At 65.8% G+C, this 14,849-nt stretch carries 13 protein-coding genes; 3 read left to right on the plus strand and 10 right to left on the minus strand.

The window, feature by feature from the left end; translation table 11 throughout:
- Positions 1–20: 20 nt before the first annotated feature.
- Positions 21–281, plus strand: a complete 261-nt coding sequence (locus tag FOS14_RS16975; RefSeq protein WP_143771996.1) for a hypothetical protein — start codon at positions 21–23, stop codon at positions 279–281.
- Here FOS14_RS16975 and FOS14_RS16980 read toward each other — a convergent pair.
- Both FOS14_RS16980 and FOS14_RS16985 read right to left on the minus strand, forming a co-directional pair.
- A complete protein-coding gene (locus FOS14_RS16980; protein ID WP_255450409.1) occupies positions 257–724 on the minus strand; it encodes a PaaI family thioesterase in 468 nt (155 codons plus the stop codon). The genes FOS14_RS16975 and FOS14_RS16980 overlap by 25 nt on opposite strands.
- Before the next feature lie 14 nt (positions 725–738).
- Entirely contained in the window at positions 739–1,965 is a 1,227-nt protein-coding gene (locus tag FOS14_RS16985; protein ID WP_143771997.1) for an aspartate aminotransferase family protein, read from the minus strand.
- 93 nt (positions 1,966–2,058) lie between these two features.
- Here FOS14_RS16985 and hrpA point away from each other — a divergent pair, with 93 nt between their 5' ends.
- The gene (hrpA, locus tag FOS14_RS16990; RefSeq protein ID WP_143771998.1) at positions 2,059–5,997 is read left to right on the plus strand and encodes an ATP-dependent RNA helicase HrpA; all 3,939 of its coding nucleotides are present in this window, start codon (positions 2,059–2,061) and stop codon (positions 5,995–5,997) included.
- A 17-nt stretch (positions 5,998–6,014) separates the two neighbouring features.
- Here the strand turns inward: hrpA and nrdR are convergent, their stop codons facing one another.
- A complete protein-coding gene (gene nrdR / locus FOS14_RS16995) occupies positions 6,015–6,479 on the minus strand; it encodes a transcriptional regulator NrdR (protein ID WP_143772065.1) in 465 nt (154 codons plus the stop codon).
- A 253-nt stretch (positions 6,480–6,732) separates the two neighbouring features.
- The gene (locus FOS14_RS17000; RefSeq protein ID WP_143771999.1) at positions 6,733–7,239 is read right to left on the minus strand and encodes a hypothetical protein; all 507 of its coding nucleotides are present in this window, start codon (positions 7,237–7,239) and stop codon (positions 6,733–6,735) included.
- Between the two features lie 318 nt (positions 7,240–7,557).
- On the opposite strand from FOS14_RS17000, the gene lexA reads away from it, so the two are divergent.
- Positions 7,558–8,247, plus strand: coding sequence for a transcriptional repressor LexA (gene lexA, locus FOS14_RS17005; protein ID WP_143772000.1), 690 nt, complete (start codon positions 7,558–7,560; stop codon positions 8,245–8,247).
- A 45-nt stretch (positions 8,248–8,292) separates the two neighbouring features.
- Here lexA and FOS14_RS17010 read toward each other — a convergent pair whose 3' ends face one another.
- The 6 genes from FOS14_RS17010 to FOS14_RS25295 form a co-directional block, all read right to left on the minus strand.
- A complete protein-coding gene (locus FOS14_RS17010; RefSeq protein ID WP_143772001.1) occupies positions 8,293–9,438 on the minus strand; it encodes an acyl-CoA dehydrogenase family protein in 1,146 nt (381 codons plus the stop codon).
- Positions 9,439–9,590: 152 nt separating this feature from the next.
- Positions 9,591–10,448, minus strand: a complete 858-nt coding sequence (locus FOS14_RS17015; RefSeq protein WP_255450410.1) for a lysophospholipid acyltransferase family protein — start codon at positions 10,446–10,448, stop codon at positions 9,591–9,593.
- A gap of 151 nt (positions 10,449–10,599) precedes the next feature.
- Positions 10,600–12,078, minus strand: coding sequence for a GTPase HflX (hflX, locus tag FOS14_RS17020; protein WP_143772002.1), 1,479 nt, complete (start codon positions 12,076–12,078; stop codon positions 10,600–10,602).
- 42 nt (positions 12,079–12,120) lie between these two features.
- Complete coding sequence (gene dapF, locus FOS14_RS17025; RefSeq protein ID WP_143772003.1) at positions 12,121–13,002, minus strand: diaminopimelate epimerase; 882 nt, start codon at positions 13,000–13,002, stop codon at positions 12,121–12,123.
- 5 nt (positions 13,003–13,007) lie between these two features.
- Positions 13,008–13,937, minus strand: a complete 930-nt coding sequence (gene miaA, locus FOS14_RS17030) for a tRNA (adenosine(37)-N6)-dimethylallyltransferase MiaA (protein ID WP_370512249.1) — start codon at positions 13,935–13,937, stop codon at positions 13,008–13,010.
- Positions 13,934–14,641, minus strand: a complete 708-nt coding sequence (locus FOS14_RS25295) for a class III extradiol dioxygenase subunit B-like domain-containing protein (RefSeq protein ID WP_143772005.1) — start codon at positions 14,639–14,641, stop codon at positions 13,934–13,936. Before FOS14_RS25295 ends, miaA begins: the two co-directional genes overlap by 4 nt.
- Positions 14,642–14,849 lie beyond the last annotated feature (208 nt).

The following is a 14,849-nucleotide window of genomic DNA, read 5'->3' on the forward strand; positions in this document are numbered from 1 at the left end:
ATATATGACAATCTGGCACCATGCCGCTCACCCGCGCACAAATGTGGAAGCTCGCCGGGCTGGCGAGCGTCGTGACCGTCGCCGCGACCGGCGTGATGGTGGCTCGCGACGAACGTCGCCGACGGGCGTACAGCCCGGACGAGGTCCGCGAGCAACTGCATGCGCGCTATGCACGTGTCGCCAGCGCCGGGCCGGACGCAGGACCCAAGCACGCCCGTCGGGACGGATTCGGGCTTAGGAGCCGGTTTCGGCGTACTCAGCGTCCGTGGGCGCGCAGCTGATAGATCCCGTGGGTGGTCGCCACAACCTCACCGGCCGCGTCCGTGATGGCCGCGTCGAGGGTGAAGTCCGCCTTACCGTTGGCGTCGGCGGCCGAAGCGATCCGCGCGATCGATTCCTCGTCAAGTTTGGCCTCGGCCTCCACGTCGGTTTTCGCGGCGCGCTTGAAGGTGATCTGTAAATCCTTGACGAGCGGATAGAACCGCGAGTTGTCGAAGGTGGCCATCGGGATGATGCCGCCGAGCACCTCGGCAACGGTGAACAGCACACCGGCGTACATCACGCCGAAGTGGTTGCCGTTGCCCTCGATCGGCACGCGAGTGCGCGCGTACCCGGGGCGAGCCTCGAGCGCGGTCACACCCATCTTGTGCGCAACCGGAATGGTGTGCTCGAGCGCGGCATTGATCATCTCGGCAAACGACGGTTGCGAATCCTCTTGGGACACAGCGTTGTCCTTTCCTACTGCAGAGCGCTTCGGGTGATCGCCGCGAGTTCGGCGACCTGGTCATCGGTCATGACGAACGACGGCGAGAATTGAATCGCGCCGGCCCCCGCCGCGCGAGTGGAAACCCCCAGCGACCGTAGCTTTTTCGCGATACCCGCAGCGGCCGCCGGATCTTGCAACTGAACCGCGGCGACCGCGCCGAGACCGCTGCGCACCTCGGCAACCGCGTCGAGATCGGCCAGCGGTGAAAGGTGCTCGTGCAGCGTGCTTTCCAGCCACTTGGCAGCATCGAGCAAATTCTCACGCTCCAAGATGTCCAGATTGGCCAGCCCGGCCGCGCATGCGCCGGCGTGGGCGCCATAGGTGTAGCCATGCCGCCACCAGGTGCCCGGTTCCCCGAAGAACGGCTCGGCAACCCCCGGCGCGACGAACAGGGCGCCCATGGGCACATAGCCGGAAGTGAGCCCCTTTGCGGTGGTCATCATGTCCGGCTCCAGGTCGAAACGCGAAGAAGCGAACCATGATCCGCCGATGCGGCCGAATCCGGTGACCACTTCATCGGCGACGAACAGAATGTCGTGATCGCGGCAGATCTGCCGCACCTCGGCGAGATAACCGTCCGGCGGCAGGTACACGCCGCCGGCGCCGATGATCGGCTCGCAGAAGAAGGCCGCAATGTTGTCGGCGCCGAGTTCCTCGATCAACGCGAGCAGGCTTTTGGCGTCGTCCCAACCGACAGTCCGCGTGTCCGGCATCAGTTCGCCATATCCGTCCCGGTTGGGCGGCAGCCCCGACAGCGACGTTCCGGCGACATGCATACCGTGGTAGGCCTTTTCGCGTCCCACCATGATGCGTTTGCCGGGGCGGCCCAGCACGTGCCAGTAGCGGCGGGCCAACTTGACTGCGGACTCGATCGAATCCGAACCGCCCGAGGTGAAGAAGATCTTGCTGCCAGCCACCGGCGCGATGGCGGCCAGCCGCTCGGCGAGCTGTTGTGCGACGTCGGTGGTGTAGTCGCCGAAGTTGGAGCAGTGGGCGAGGTTTCGTAACTGCGCGGCTACTGCCTCGGCGATCTCGGTCCGGCCGTGGCCGACGTTGACGAACCACAATCCGCCGGTGGCATCGAGGTAGCGGCGGCCGTCGGAGTCGAAGACGTAGACGCCGTCGCCCTTTGTCAGGACGAACGCACCGTCGCGCTCGACCGCCCCCATGTCGGCGAACCCATGCCACAGTGCACCCATCGTGCGCCCCTTCACCGCCGTTGCTCGTGTGCTGTGAACTATTCCATGTGCTCGCGTCGGCTCGGCAAGCGAGTTCGCTAGGCTAGCGTGGGCATGTCTACCACCCCGTCCGGTCCGTCCGCTGCGTCGCCGCCATCAGCCGCATCACTGCGGCGATTGCTGCCCACACTGACCATTCGCGACGAGCACCGGCTGCGACGGCGCCTCGAGCGGGCCCGCACGGACGCGGCGCGGTCGACGGTTGCGAACGAAATTGCCCGGGCGCAGGCGACCGTCGTCGAGCGGCAGGCGTCGGTGCCCACGATCAACTACCCCGAGCAACTGCCCGTGACTGCGCGCCGAGACGACATCGCCGCAGCGATCGCCGAGCACCAAGTGGTGATCGTGGCCGGGGAAACGGGTTCGGGCAAAACCACCCAGATTCCGAAGATCTGTCTTGAGCTCGGCCGGGGAGTCCGCGGGATGATCGGCCACACCCAGCCGCGTCGCCTGGCCGCGCGGACCGTCGCCGAACGCATCGCCTCCGAACTCGATACCGAGATCGGCGCCGCCGTCGGCTACTCAGTGCGCTTCACCGATCAGGTATCCGACACCACGTTGATCAAGCTGATGACCGACGGCATTCTGCTGGCCGAAATCCACCACGATCGACTGCTGCGGCGCTACGACACGCTGATCATCGACGAGGCGCACGAGCGCAGCCTCAATATCGACTTTCTGCTCGGCTACCTCAAACAGCTGCTCCCCCGCCGGCCGGATTTGAAGGTGGTCATCACCTCGGCGACGATCGACCCGGAACTGTTCGCCCGGCACTTTGCGCGCGACGGCGTCGATGCGCCAATCGTGGAGGTTTCCGGACGTTCCTATCCGGTGGAGCTGCGTTACCGGCCGTTGACGGTGCACACGGACGACGAGGTGATCGACCGCGATCCCGTCGACGCTGTGGGAGAGGCAGTTTCCGAGCTCGTCGCTGAAGGCGACCGGGGCGGCGCCGGCGACATCCTGGTTTTCCTGTCCGGAGAGCGCGAGATCCGCGACACCGCCGATGCATTGCGGGATCTGCGGCTGCCGAATACCGAGATTCTGCCGCTGTATGCGCGTTTGTCCGCGGCCGAGCAGCATCGGGTCTTCACCCCGCATACCGAGCGGCGAGTTGTGTTGGCCACCAATGTCGCCGAGACGTCGCTCACCGTTCCGGGGATCCGTTACGTTGTGGACCCCGGGACCGCGCGGATTTCGCGGTACTCGTTGCGGCTCAAGGTACAACGCCTGCCGATCGAACCCATCTCGCAAGCGTCGGCGCGGCAGCGGGCCGGGCGGTGCGGCCGGGTCGCCGATGGCATTTGCATCCGTCTCTACAGCGAAGAGGACTTCGAATCCCGACCGGCGTTCACCGAGCCGGAAATCCTGCGCACCAATCTCGCCGCGGTCGTGTTGCGAATGGCCGCGCTCGAGTTGGGCAGCATCGACGATTTTCCATTCGTGCAACCACCGGACAAACGCAGCATTCGCGACGGCATCGCGCTGCTGAACGAACTCGGCGCGCTGCGCGATGGCAAGCTCACCACGGTCGGACGCGACATCGCGCAACTGCCCGTCGACCCGCGGATGGCGCGGATGCTGTACGAGGCGCAGCGACTCGGCTGCCTACGCCAAGCGCTGATCATCGTTGCCGCGCTGAGCATTCAGGACGTGCGGGAGCGACCCGCCGAACAACAGCAGGCGGCCGACGCCCAGCACGCGCGGTTCACCGTCGAAGGTTCGGACTTCCTGGCGTATCTACAACTTTGGGACTACCTACGTCAGCAACGAAAAGCTTTGACGTCGAGTCAGTTTCGCCGGATGTGCCGCACGGAGTTTCTGCATTGGCTGCGCATCCGTGAGTGGCAAGACCTACACGGACAGATGCGCCAGATCACCGAGGGACTGGGTTGGACGAGCTCCGGCAAGGGCGCGTCGGCGGTGGAACCGGCGTCCGCCGACGCCGACTCGATACACCAGGCGCTGCTGTCGGGATTGTTGTCACACATCGGGGTTCGTGAAGCCGAGACGCGCGAATTCCTGGGCGCGCGCGGAGCCAAGTTCGCCATCTTCCCGGGTTCTGCTCTGGCCAGGAAGCCGCCCCGCTGGGTCATGGCCGCCGAACTCGTGGAGACGTCTCGGCTGTGGGCGCGGACGACTGCACGAATCGAACCGGAGTGGGCCGAAAAGCTCGCCGGAGATCTGCTCAAACGCACGTATTCCGAGCCGCATTGGTCCAGCCGGCGCGGAGCCGCGATGGCGTATGAGCGAGTCACGCTGTACGGGGTGCCGCTGGTGGTCAAGCGCCTGGTCAATTACGGACCGATCGACGGTGAGGTCGCGCGCGATCTGTTCCTGAGGCACGCCCTTGTCCAGGGTGAATGGCATACCCGCCACGAGTTCTTCCACCGCAATCGGGAACTGCTCGAGGAGGTCGCCGATCTCGAACACCGAGCGCGCCGACGCGATCTACTCGTCACTGACGACCAGCTGTTCGACTTCTACGACGAACGAATTCCGAAAGATGTTGTCTCCGCGCGGCACTTCGACAGCTGGTGGAAGCGAGCGCGGCGCGAGGATCCTTCCTTGCTCGACTTCACAGCGGCGACAGTCCGCGCCTCGGCCGGTGACGTTTCCGAGAACGACTATCCGGATGCGTGGCGGCAGGGCGAGTTGCAGTTCCGGCTGACTTACCAGTTCTCACCCGGTGCCGCCGACGACGGTGTGACGGTTCGGGTCCCGGTCAGCCAGCTAGCGCATGTGCGCGCAGTGGGCTTCGACTGGCTGGTCCCCGGGATGCGCGAGGAGCTTGCCACCGCGCTGATCAAGACGCTGCCGAAGTCGCTGCGCCGCAATGTCCTTCCTGCACCGGACTTTGCACGGGCGGCACTGGCCGCGGTCCGGCCACGCTCGGAGCCGATTACCACCGCGCTCGCACGCGAGTTGACGCGCTTGTGCGGAACGGTGATCTCACCTTCGGACTTCGACCCCGCCGCGCTGCCGGACCACCTACGGATGACGTTCGCGGCGACCGATGGCTCCGGCGACGCCGAAACCGTCGTGGCCACTTCCAAGAGCCTCACCGAGTTGCGCGCCCGGCTGGCCGACCAGGTCGCCCACGCTGTAGCTGCTGCCACGTCGAGTGCCGAGCGCGGGCCCGCGTCGGCGTGGACCGAGGAAACGCTCGGCTCCATCCCCGAGACGATCACACAGTCGATCGGCGGTCAGCAGGTGACCGGATATCCGGCGCTCGTTGCCGAATCCGACGGCGTGGCGGTTCGGGTGCTGAGTGCTCGCCGTCAACAGCAGCAGGCGATGCTGGCAGGAACGCGCCAACTCGTCCTCCAGGCGCTACCCACTCCCCCGCGTGCCGTGCTGTCCGGGCTGAGCCCTGCCCAGCGCCTCGTGCTGAGTCAGAATCCGCACGGAGCGCTCGACGCGCTCATCGAGGACTGCCGCGCGTGCGCCGCCGATGAGGCGATCGCCGCCGCGGGCGGCCCGGTATGGACGCCGCAGGAGTTCACCCGCCTCCTCGACAAGATCCGGCCGGTGTTCGCGGCGAAAGTCGCCGACCTCGTCGCCGACACTGTGCCCGTGCTCGACCTCGGTCACGCGATCGCTGGGCGACTGCCTGCTGCGCCGGACGACATTGCCACCGATGTCAGCGAACAACTGGCCAATCTGCTGTATCCCGGGTTCATCGCCGACGTTGGTAGCGCCCGATTGCGCGATCTGCCGCGGTACCTCAACGCCGCTATCGCGCGCCTCGATGCCCTGCCGGCATCTGCGGACCGTGACCGCCAGGGGATGGCCGTTCTCGATCGGGTGTACGCCGCTTATGGCCAATTGCTCGACCGACTGCCCGAATTCCGTCATCACGACGCCGACGTGATCGCGATCGCTTGGCTGATCGAGGAACTGCGCATCAGCCTGTTCGCCCAGCGGATCGGCACCTCGCAACCCGTGTCCGAGAAGCGAATCTTGAGTGCTATCAGCAACGTTCGCCGCTAGCGACAGACGGGGTGGTGTTACCCCGACTTCGCCCCGGCCCGGTGCGCGCGCAGTTCCTCGATTTCGCGTTCGAAATCGTCGGCCGAGCTGAACGAGCGATACACCGATGCAAAACGCAGGTACGCAACCTCATCGAGGTCCCGCAGCGGCCCAAGTATCGCCAGGCCGACCTCGTGGCTGGGAATTTCCGCAGACCCTGACGCGCGCACCGTGTCCTCCACCTGCTGGGCGAGGAGGTTCAGTGCATCGTTGTCCACGTCGCGTCCCTGGCACGCCCGACGGACACCGCGCACAACCTTCTCTCGGCTGAACGGTTCAGTGACCCCCGACCGCTTGACCACCGCAAGCACCGCCGTTTCCACTGTGGTGAATCTGCGACCGCATTCCGGGCACGAACGCCGCCGGCGGATCGCAGCACCCTCTTCCGCTTCGCGCGAGTCGACAACACGCGAATCGGGATGCCGGCAGAACGGGCAGTGCATGGGGCGTCCTTCTGTGTAGCCGCGCGACCCGGCATCCGGCGCCACACCACTGCGCGATTCCAACCACTGCGTTGCGCGAGCGGCATAAGCGATTTCGATGCGGCCACCCGGCGGTCGGTGACCATCAGCATCCGAGGATACCCGCCACCGCTGGAGCTGCGTCGGGTCGCCGCGCCGCGGCAAGATCACGAGTGCACTTGCCAACTCCGCGAGCGATTGCACGGTCGTCATGTCGCACCTCGCGCGCGGGCAGTCACGGCTGCTGGTCTAGGGCGGCTGGCACCAGCAACGATTGCCCCGCAACGACTCCCGCCGATGACATCCCATTGAGATCGAGAATCCGGGAGACCATTTCCGCCACTGGCCGATCCGGAGCAACTCGCCTGGCGACGTCGGAAAGCGCCTCTCCGCGATGCACTTCGACGGTGACGACCCCGGAGTTGTCGGCGAGCTGCGCAGTCCGCCACTGTGCGAGACCGACGATCGCCAGCACAACGGCGACGCTGACCAGCCCGGCCGCAATAGTGGCCAGCCAACTCGGCCGGGCGCTCGCTGCCCGGTCCAAGGGATGCGCCGCCCGCGACACGGTTATCGCCGAACGTCTGTCCGTCGCGCCGCGTCGCGGCTCGAACGGCGAGACCGGTCGCCGGGTAGCGGGCCGGCTACGGTCGATGCCCCGGTACGTCCGTTGTCCGACCGGCGTGTAGCCGAGCTGCGAGGTGTGAGCTGCAGTTTGCCGGGCGCTTACCGTCTGCTTCATGTTCTGTCTCGTTTCTGCTCGAGTCTTCCGACTTCTGTTCGATCACTCGTTCGATGAACGCTTGTTCGATGTTCTATCACGGCCCACCGACAAAGTCATCGGAAGTCGCGACACGAGTCGAACACGTGTTTGAAACTTGACGTTCGGACGGCTACATTGAGAACCGAGACATTGACAGACCAGCCGGTCTTGCGGGTCGGCGATGATGCCCGCAAGCCATGCCGCCCGGGGAGCGGCGCCGGTGACCGCGACAGATTCAGGGAGGGGTTCGGCGGACATGATCATCAATGACGGCACCGCTACTCAGGAGGTTCGGGCATGAAAGATTCGGAGCCGCAGGATATTTCGATAGCGGGGCTGACAGCGAGACAGCGCAAGGTGCTCGAGGTCATCCGCGCCTCGGTAACCGAGCGTGGTTATCCGCCGAGCATCCGGGAGATCGGCGACGCCGTCGGCTTGACGTCGACGTCGTCGGTCGCGCATCAACTGCGGACGCTCGAGAAGAAGGGCTTTCTGCGACGGGATCCCAACCGGCCTCGCGCGGTCGATGTTCGCGGGCTCGATGAACTCACCGGCCCCACGGCCGAGCCACCGACCGCTCAGTCGGATGCGGAAACCACCGACGCGCTGCCGACGCCGGCGTTCGTTCCGGTCCTGGGTCGGATCGCCGCTGGTGGACCGATCCTGGCCGAGCAAGCCGTCGAGGACGTTTTCCCGCTGCCGCGGGAACTCGTCGGCGAGGGTTCGCTTTTCCTGCTCAAGGTCGTCGGCGAATCGATGGTCGACGCCGCGATCTGCGACGGCGACTGGGTGGTCGTGCGCCAGCAGAACGTCGCGGACAACGGCGATATCGTGGCGGCGATGATCGACGGCGAGGCAACCGTGAAGACGTTCAAGCGCTCCGGCAAACAGATTTGGCTGCTCCCGCAGAACCCGCTGTTCGAACCGATCAACGGCAACAACGCAGCCGTGCTCGGCAAGGTTGTCACCGTGATTCGCAAGGTCTGACGCAGCGAGGGGCCCTAGTCGCTAGGGCCCCTCGCTGGTCGAGTGTCAGGACAGATTCAGCCCGCGGCCGATGATCTCCTTCATGATCTCGGTGGTGCCGCCGTAGATCGTTTGGACGCGAGAATCGAGGTATGCCTTGGCAATCGGGTACTCCTTCATGTACCCGTAGCCGCCGTGCAGCTGCAAGCACCGGTCGATAAGGCGGACCTGCGCTTCGGTGGTCCACCACTTCGCCATGGCTGCCTCCTGAACGGTCAATTTGCCGTCGTTGAGGAGTTCGATGAACTTGTCGACGAGCACCCGCACAGCGGTCGTCTCGGTGGCGAGTTCGGCGAGCACAAAGCGCGTGTTCTGGAATGAACCGATCGGCTTGCCGAAAGCCTTGCGGTCGCGGCAGTACTGAATCGTCATGTCGAGGCAGCTCTCCATCGCCGCGGCGGCCATCACCGCAATCGACATGCGCTCCTGAGGCAGGTTCTGCATGAGGTAGATGAAGCCCATGCCCTCCTGGCCGAGCATGTTCGCGGCGGGCACGCGCACATCAGTGAAGCTCAATTCCGCCGTGTCCTGGGCCTTGAGGCCGACCTTGTCGAGGTTGCGACCACGCTCGAATCCCTTCATGCCGCGTTCGACAACGAGCAGGCTGAAGCCCTGGGCACCCTTATCCGGATCGGTCTGCGCCACCACAATGACGATGTCGGAGTTGATTCCGTTGGTGATGAAGGTTTTCGAGCCGTTGAGCACCCAGTCGTCACCGTCGCGCACCGCGCGTGTCTTGATTCCTTGCAGGTCGCTGCCGGTCCCCGGTTCGGTCATCGCGATCGCCGAGATCAGCTCGCCGGAAGCAAATCCGGGCAACCAGCGCTGCTTTTGCTCATCGTTGCTGAGTTCGATCAGGTATGGCGCCACCACATCGTTGTGCAGCGGAAAGCCGATGCCGGAGTACCGGCCCTTCGTGGTTTCTTCGGTGATGACGGCGTTGTAGCGGAAGTCCTTGACACCACCGCCGCCGTACTGCTCGGGCACGGCCATACCCAGGAACCCCTGCTTACCGGCCTCGAGCCAGACATCGCGGTCGACGATGTTGTCGGCCTCCCACTGATCATGGAACGGCGCTACATGCTGGTCCAGAAACTTGCGGTACGAGTCACGGAAAAGGTCGTGCTCGGGCTCGAATATGGTGCGCTCCATTGCCGCTCCTCGGATTCGTCACACAGTGGGATTCAATCGTCTAAAAAGCCACGGTACTCGACGAATCGTCGTTTACTTATACCCGGCCTCTGCGACCTCTACCAGGCACAGCGGCAGAGTAAATATGCGAATCCTGGACCCAGTCGAGGGCCCTAGACCAGTAGCGTGCGCACCAGACGAGTGCCGAACGAACGGGATCCGTCGCGCTCACGTCGCCGGATCAGGTACTGGATCTCTTCGTGGACCGACTTGCGGACCACATCGCGCAGTTCGGCCGCCGCGGCGTCGACATCCGAGGCATCTGTCCACGCCGTCGTATCGATGGGCGTGCCGACCGAGAAGTAGAAGCGCTCCGGACGCATGATCGGGGTCGGTCCGATTCCGCGCACCACCGGCGGCGCCAGTTCCCACCGGAAACCCACGCGCTCGGCCAGCGCACGCAGCGGCCGGTAGACCGCATGTTCGGCGTCGATCACGATGTCGAACGCGTCGTCGGCCCCGATCATCGCGACAGGCAGGATCGGAACGCCTGCCTCGATGGCCATGCGAGCAAAACCGGTGCGCTCATCCCACAACAGCGCGTACTTCTCGTTCCTGCGGCGGACCGCCTCCCGTCCGCCGCCGGGAAACACCAGTACCGCTTCGCCATTGGCGAACAACGCCCGGCAGTTGTCGCGCGAAGCGCGCACCGATCCCCAGCGGTGCAGCAGCTCACGCACTCCCGGAGTGCCGACGAGAATGTCCTCGGCAAGCCCGCGCAGCAAACGGCCCCGTTTGTGCAACACCTCGTCGACCAGCATCGGAACGTCGAGCGCGCCGAACAGCGTGTGGTTGGAGACCAACAGCACCGGTCCGGTTTCCGGAATGTTGTCCAGGCCGTAGAACCGCGGGCTCGTCCACGCGCGCATCGGCGCCACGAGCGCATGCATGACGCGGCGATCGGCCGCGCCGAGTTCGATGTGCAGTGGTGCGCCGTCCGTCAAGGTCGCCGTTGTGCTCTCGTTGTTCACGCTCAAGCCTCGTCATCGGTAACTTCTCGCAGCGATCAGCCCGGAAGATGTGCGGGATTTCCGGGCGACACCGCCCATATCGATGGTAAGAGCACCTGGTCGCGTGGGTCACGTTCCGCGCGGCGATGTGAGGCCTATCTCACGTGGCGCTTTAGCCGACGTGGGCGAACTCGCCGAGCGCCGAAGCCAACGATTGCGGCACCCGGGCGCGCATCTTGGTGCCGTTGACCTCATGGGTGGACCCGAGAATGCGGCCGTCGGCGTGGATGCGAGCGACAAGATCTCCGCGCGTATACGGGAGTAGAACGTTGACCTCGACGTCGAGTTTGCCGAGTTCGTCGGCGAGACGGTCGCGCAGGTCGGCAATGCCTGCGCAGGTGCGCGCCGACACAAACACCGCCGCGGGAATCGCGTGGCGCAGCTGGGCCAGCACCAGCGGATCTGCCGCATCGAGCTTGTTCACCACGATCAGCTCCGGCGGCGCGGGGGCATCGCTTTCGCGCAGGACATCGGTGATCACTTCCCGTACGGCCTTTATCTGTTCGGTCGGCATGGCGTCCGAACCGTCCACGACGTGCAGTAGCAGGTCCGCGTCGGCCACCTCCTCGAGAGTTGACCGAAACGCTTCGACGAGCTGGGTCGGCAGGTGTCGGACGAACCCGACGGTGTCGGTCAGCACGAACTCGCGGCCGTCGGCCAGCTCGGCGCGACGGGTGGTCGGATCGAGCGTCGCGAACAATGCGTCTTGGACCAGCACCCCCGACCCGGTCAGCGCATTGAGCAGACTCGACTTGCCGGCATTGGTGTAACCGACGATCGCGACCGAGGGCACCGCGTTGCGCAAGCGACGGGTGCGTTTGGTGTCGCGTGCCTTTTTCATGTCCTTGATTTCGCGGCGCAACCTGGCCATCCGCTCCCGGATCCGGCGTCGATCGGTCTCGATCTTCGTCTCGCCGGGACCACGCAGTCCGACGCCTCCGTTGCTGCCTGCACGGCCACCGGCCTGCCGCGACATCGATTCGCCCCAGCCGCGCAGCCGCGGGAGCATGTACTCCATTTGCGCCAACGCCACCTGCGCCTTGCCCTCGCGGGAGGTCGCGTGCTGGGCGAAGATGTCGAGGATCAGTGCGGTGCGGTCGACCACCTTGACTTTGACGACCTTCTCCAGCGCTGTCAGCTGCGCGGGGGTCAACTCGCCGTCGCAGATGACGGTGTCCGCGCCGCTCGCGAGCACGACGTCGCGAAGCTCCGCCGCCTTGCCCGAGCCGATGTAGGTAGCGGCATCGGGTCGGTCTCGACGCTGTATCAAGCCCTCGAGAACTTCGGAACCGGCTGTCTCGGCCAGTGCGGCCAATTCGGCGAGACTGGCTTCCGCCTGCTCGGAAGTTCCCGCCGTCCACACGCCAACGAGTACCACCCGCTCGAGGCGCAGCTGACGGTACTCGACCTCGGTGATGTCGGTGAGTTCGGTGGAAAGTCCGACGACCCGGCGTAGCGCGCTGCGGTCTTCGAGTTGCAGATCGCCGACTGTCGGTTCGGCGGGATCTTCGGCGGCTGGGTATTCAGCGCGGGTCCAGTGGTGCCGATCGGCGTCGGGACCATGACCGTTTGATTCAGGTGAGTTCGTCATACACCTCCATCGTCCCACGGCCGAGGACGCCGGTGCATTCGATTATCGGGAGCCCTCGCCCGCCCGCTGCCACCAGCCGTCGCCGAGTTGACCGCTCGCCACCAGTACGGACGGCCCTCGCAGCGTCGAGTCGGTTTCGCCGATCGTCACCAGCACGCGGCCGCCGGGGATGCGAACCTCCACTTCCCCAGTGTTCGAACCGGCGTGCCGCAAGGCGGCGGCAGCCGCGGCAACGGTGCCCGTGCCACAGGACCGCGTCTCGCCGACGCCCCGCTCATGCACCCGCATGTCGATGCCGTCGTCGACAAGCGGCGTCAGGATTTCCACGTTCACGCCATGCGGAAAGAACGCGGGGTCGTACCCGGGCGCGGCATGCAGATCGAGCGCGGCCAGCGCGTCGGCCGTCAGCGTGGCATCGACGCAGGCCAGATGAGGATTTCCGACGTCGATACCGAGGCCCGCCAACACTCTTCCGTCGACCGTCGCGGTCGAGGTGCCCAATTCCCGCACGGCGCCCATCTGAACCGTCACCTCACCGAAGGTCGAATCGGCGCTGTGCACCTCGACCGGCCGGGCACCCGCCCTGCTCCCGACGACGAAGCTGCGCCGCGTTTCCAGCCCGCTCGCCACCAGATAGTGCGCAAAAACGCGCACGCCGTTGCCGCACATTTCCGCGATCGAACCATCTGCGTTGCGATAATCCATGAACCAGTCCTGCGGGTCCACGCCGTCCGGCAGAGCGCTCAAGACGCCGCGCTCGGCGAGCGCACCCGCCCGGGTGATTCGCAGGACTCCGTCGGCGCCGAGGCCGCGCTGCCGGTCACAGAGTGCGGCCACCCGTTGCGGTTGCAAGTCGATCCAGACCTCGAGGTCCGGTAGCAGCACGAAATCGTTCTCCGTACCGTGGCCCTTGGTGAAGTCCATGGTCGTCACTGTAGCTGTGGGCCGGAGATCTTCTCGAGCGCTGCCAGCACGGTGTCGACCAGCGCCGGGTCCGCACCGTCGACCCAGTGCACGCGATCATCACGCCGAAACCATGATCGCTGCCGGCGGACGTAACGACGGGTGCCGACGAACGTGCGGTGCTGCGCCTCGGCCATGTCGTACTCGCCGTCGAACGCGGCCAGCACCTGCGCGTATCCGATGGCCCGGCGTGCTGTCAGGCCGTGGCGCAGCCCCCGATCGAGGAGACCCCTCACCTCTTCGGCGAGCCCAATGTCGAACATCTGCGCCGTTCGCCGCGCAATCCGCTCGTCCAGCTCGGCGGTGTCGCGGTCCACACCGATAATTCTTGTGCCCCAGCGTGGTTCACCGATCTGTGGTTGACTCGCGGCGAAGGGTTGTCCGGTGAGCTCCACTACTTCGAGCGCGCGAACCATGCGGCGGCCGTCGGTCGGCAGGATCGTGGCTGCGGCTTGCGGGTCGACCCGACGCAGCGCCTCATGCACGGCGGCCACGCCGCCCTCGCCCAGCAGCTGCTCCCATTTGGCCCGGACGTCGGGATCGGTTGCCGGGAAGGACCATTCATCGAGCAGCGACTGCACATACAGCATCGATCCGCCGACGATGACCGGCATGGACCCGCGTTCGAGCATGCTGTCGATCTCGGCGGATGCCTCCCGTTGATAGCGCGCGACCGTCGCCGTCTCGGTCACGTCGAGCACGTCGAGTTGGTGATGCGCGATGCCTCGTCGGGCGCTGACCGGAAGCTTCGCGGTGCCGATGTCCATGCCGCGGTACTGCTGCATCGCATCGATATTGACGATTTCGCCGCCGAGACGAACCGCCAGTTCGAGGGCGAGATCAGATTTTCCGGTCGCCGTGGGGCCGATGACGGCGATCGGACGGACGCCGTTCACGGCCGCCACACGCCCACGTGGTAACCCACGCCAAACGGCGCCGCCGAATACAGCACCTCGGTCTGCGGCTTCGACCCGCCGAAAACGCCTGCGAGGAACTGCCACGCTGCCCGCCCGGACACGCCGTACTTCGTGCATTCGGCCGGATCCAGATCGGCTACTGCGGCGCAATCTCCTTGCGCCAGCGCCTGATTGATGCGCTGTTGGTACGCCGGAGCGCCCGGATGAAAGGCCCGCGGCGCCTTGTCGGTGAGAGTCGCAGCTCCGTCGGCCACGACCAGCAACCCATGCGGACGCGGATCCGCGTCGAGTCGGCGCCGCAGCGCAGCACCGAGGTCCGCGCAGCGCTGCGGCGGTAAGTCCGGTGCCAGGACCTGGACCGACACGCTGGCTGTCGGTGCTGAGGTCTCGCGCAGCCAGGCGGCGATCAACGCCGGCAGCGGCAGCGTCGCATCGACGGGCTTGTCCGCTTCAGCCGACAGCCGCACCCGCACGTCGACCCCGAACCCAGCGAAAGTGCCCGCCGCGTCCGGCCTGATCTCTTCGTTCACCGCGCCGACGCCGATCGCCGTCCAGCGAGGGCCGAGTTGGGCAGCGGCCGCAGATGCCGCCGCGCGCAGTGGCTCGGTGTCGGTGGCGTCGGCGCCGTTGAGCTCCGGAACCAGCAGCGGCGTCGAAGGCACCAGCGCGGCGGCAATGAACACGACTGGCAACGTTAATAGGGGTGATCGGCCGGGTCGAATCCCGGTCGAGGGCGGCGTCAGCGCTGCCCGGGAACTGCTCTGATCGGCACTTATCGGCGGATTCGATGGTCGGCAACCCCCGTTCCGGGGTTCAATGGGTCAAACGGGGTCTTTACCGACGCCGTGGAATGCAAACGGACGTATACCGGCAGCCGTGACGCGCGGCAGA

Origin of the sequence: Skermania sp. ID1734 (genome assembly GCF_007489285.1) — a bacterium.
In the GTDB taxonomy this organism is placed as follows: domain Bacteria; phylum Actinomycetota; class Actinomycetes; order Mycobacteriales; family Mycobacteriaceae; genus ID1734.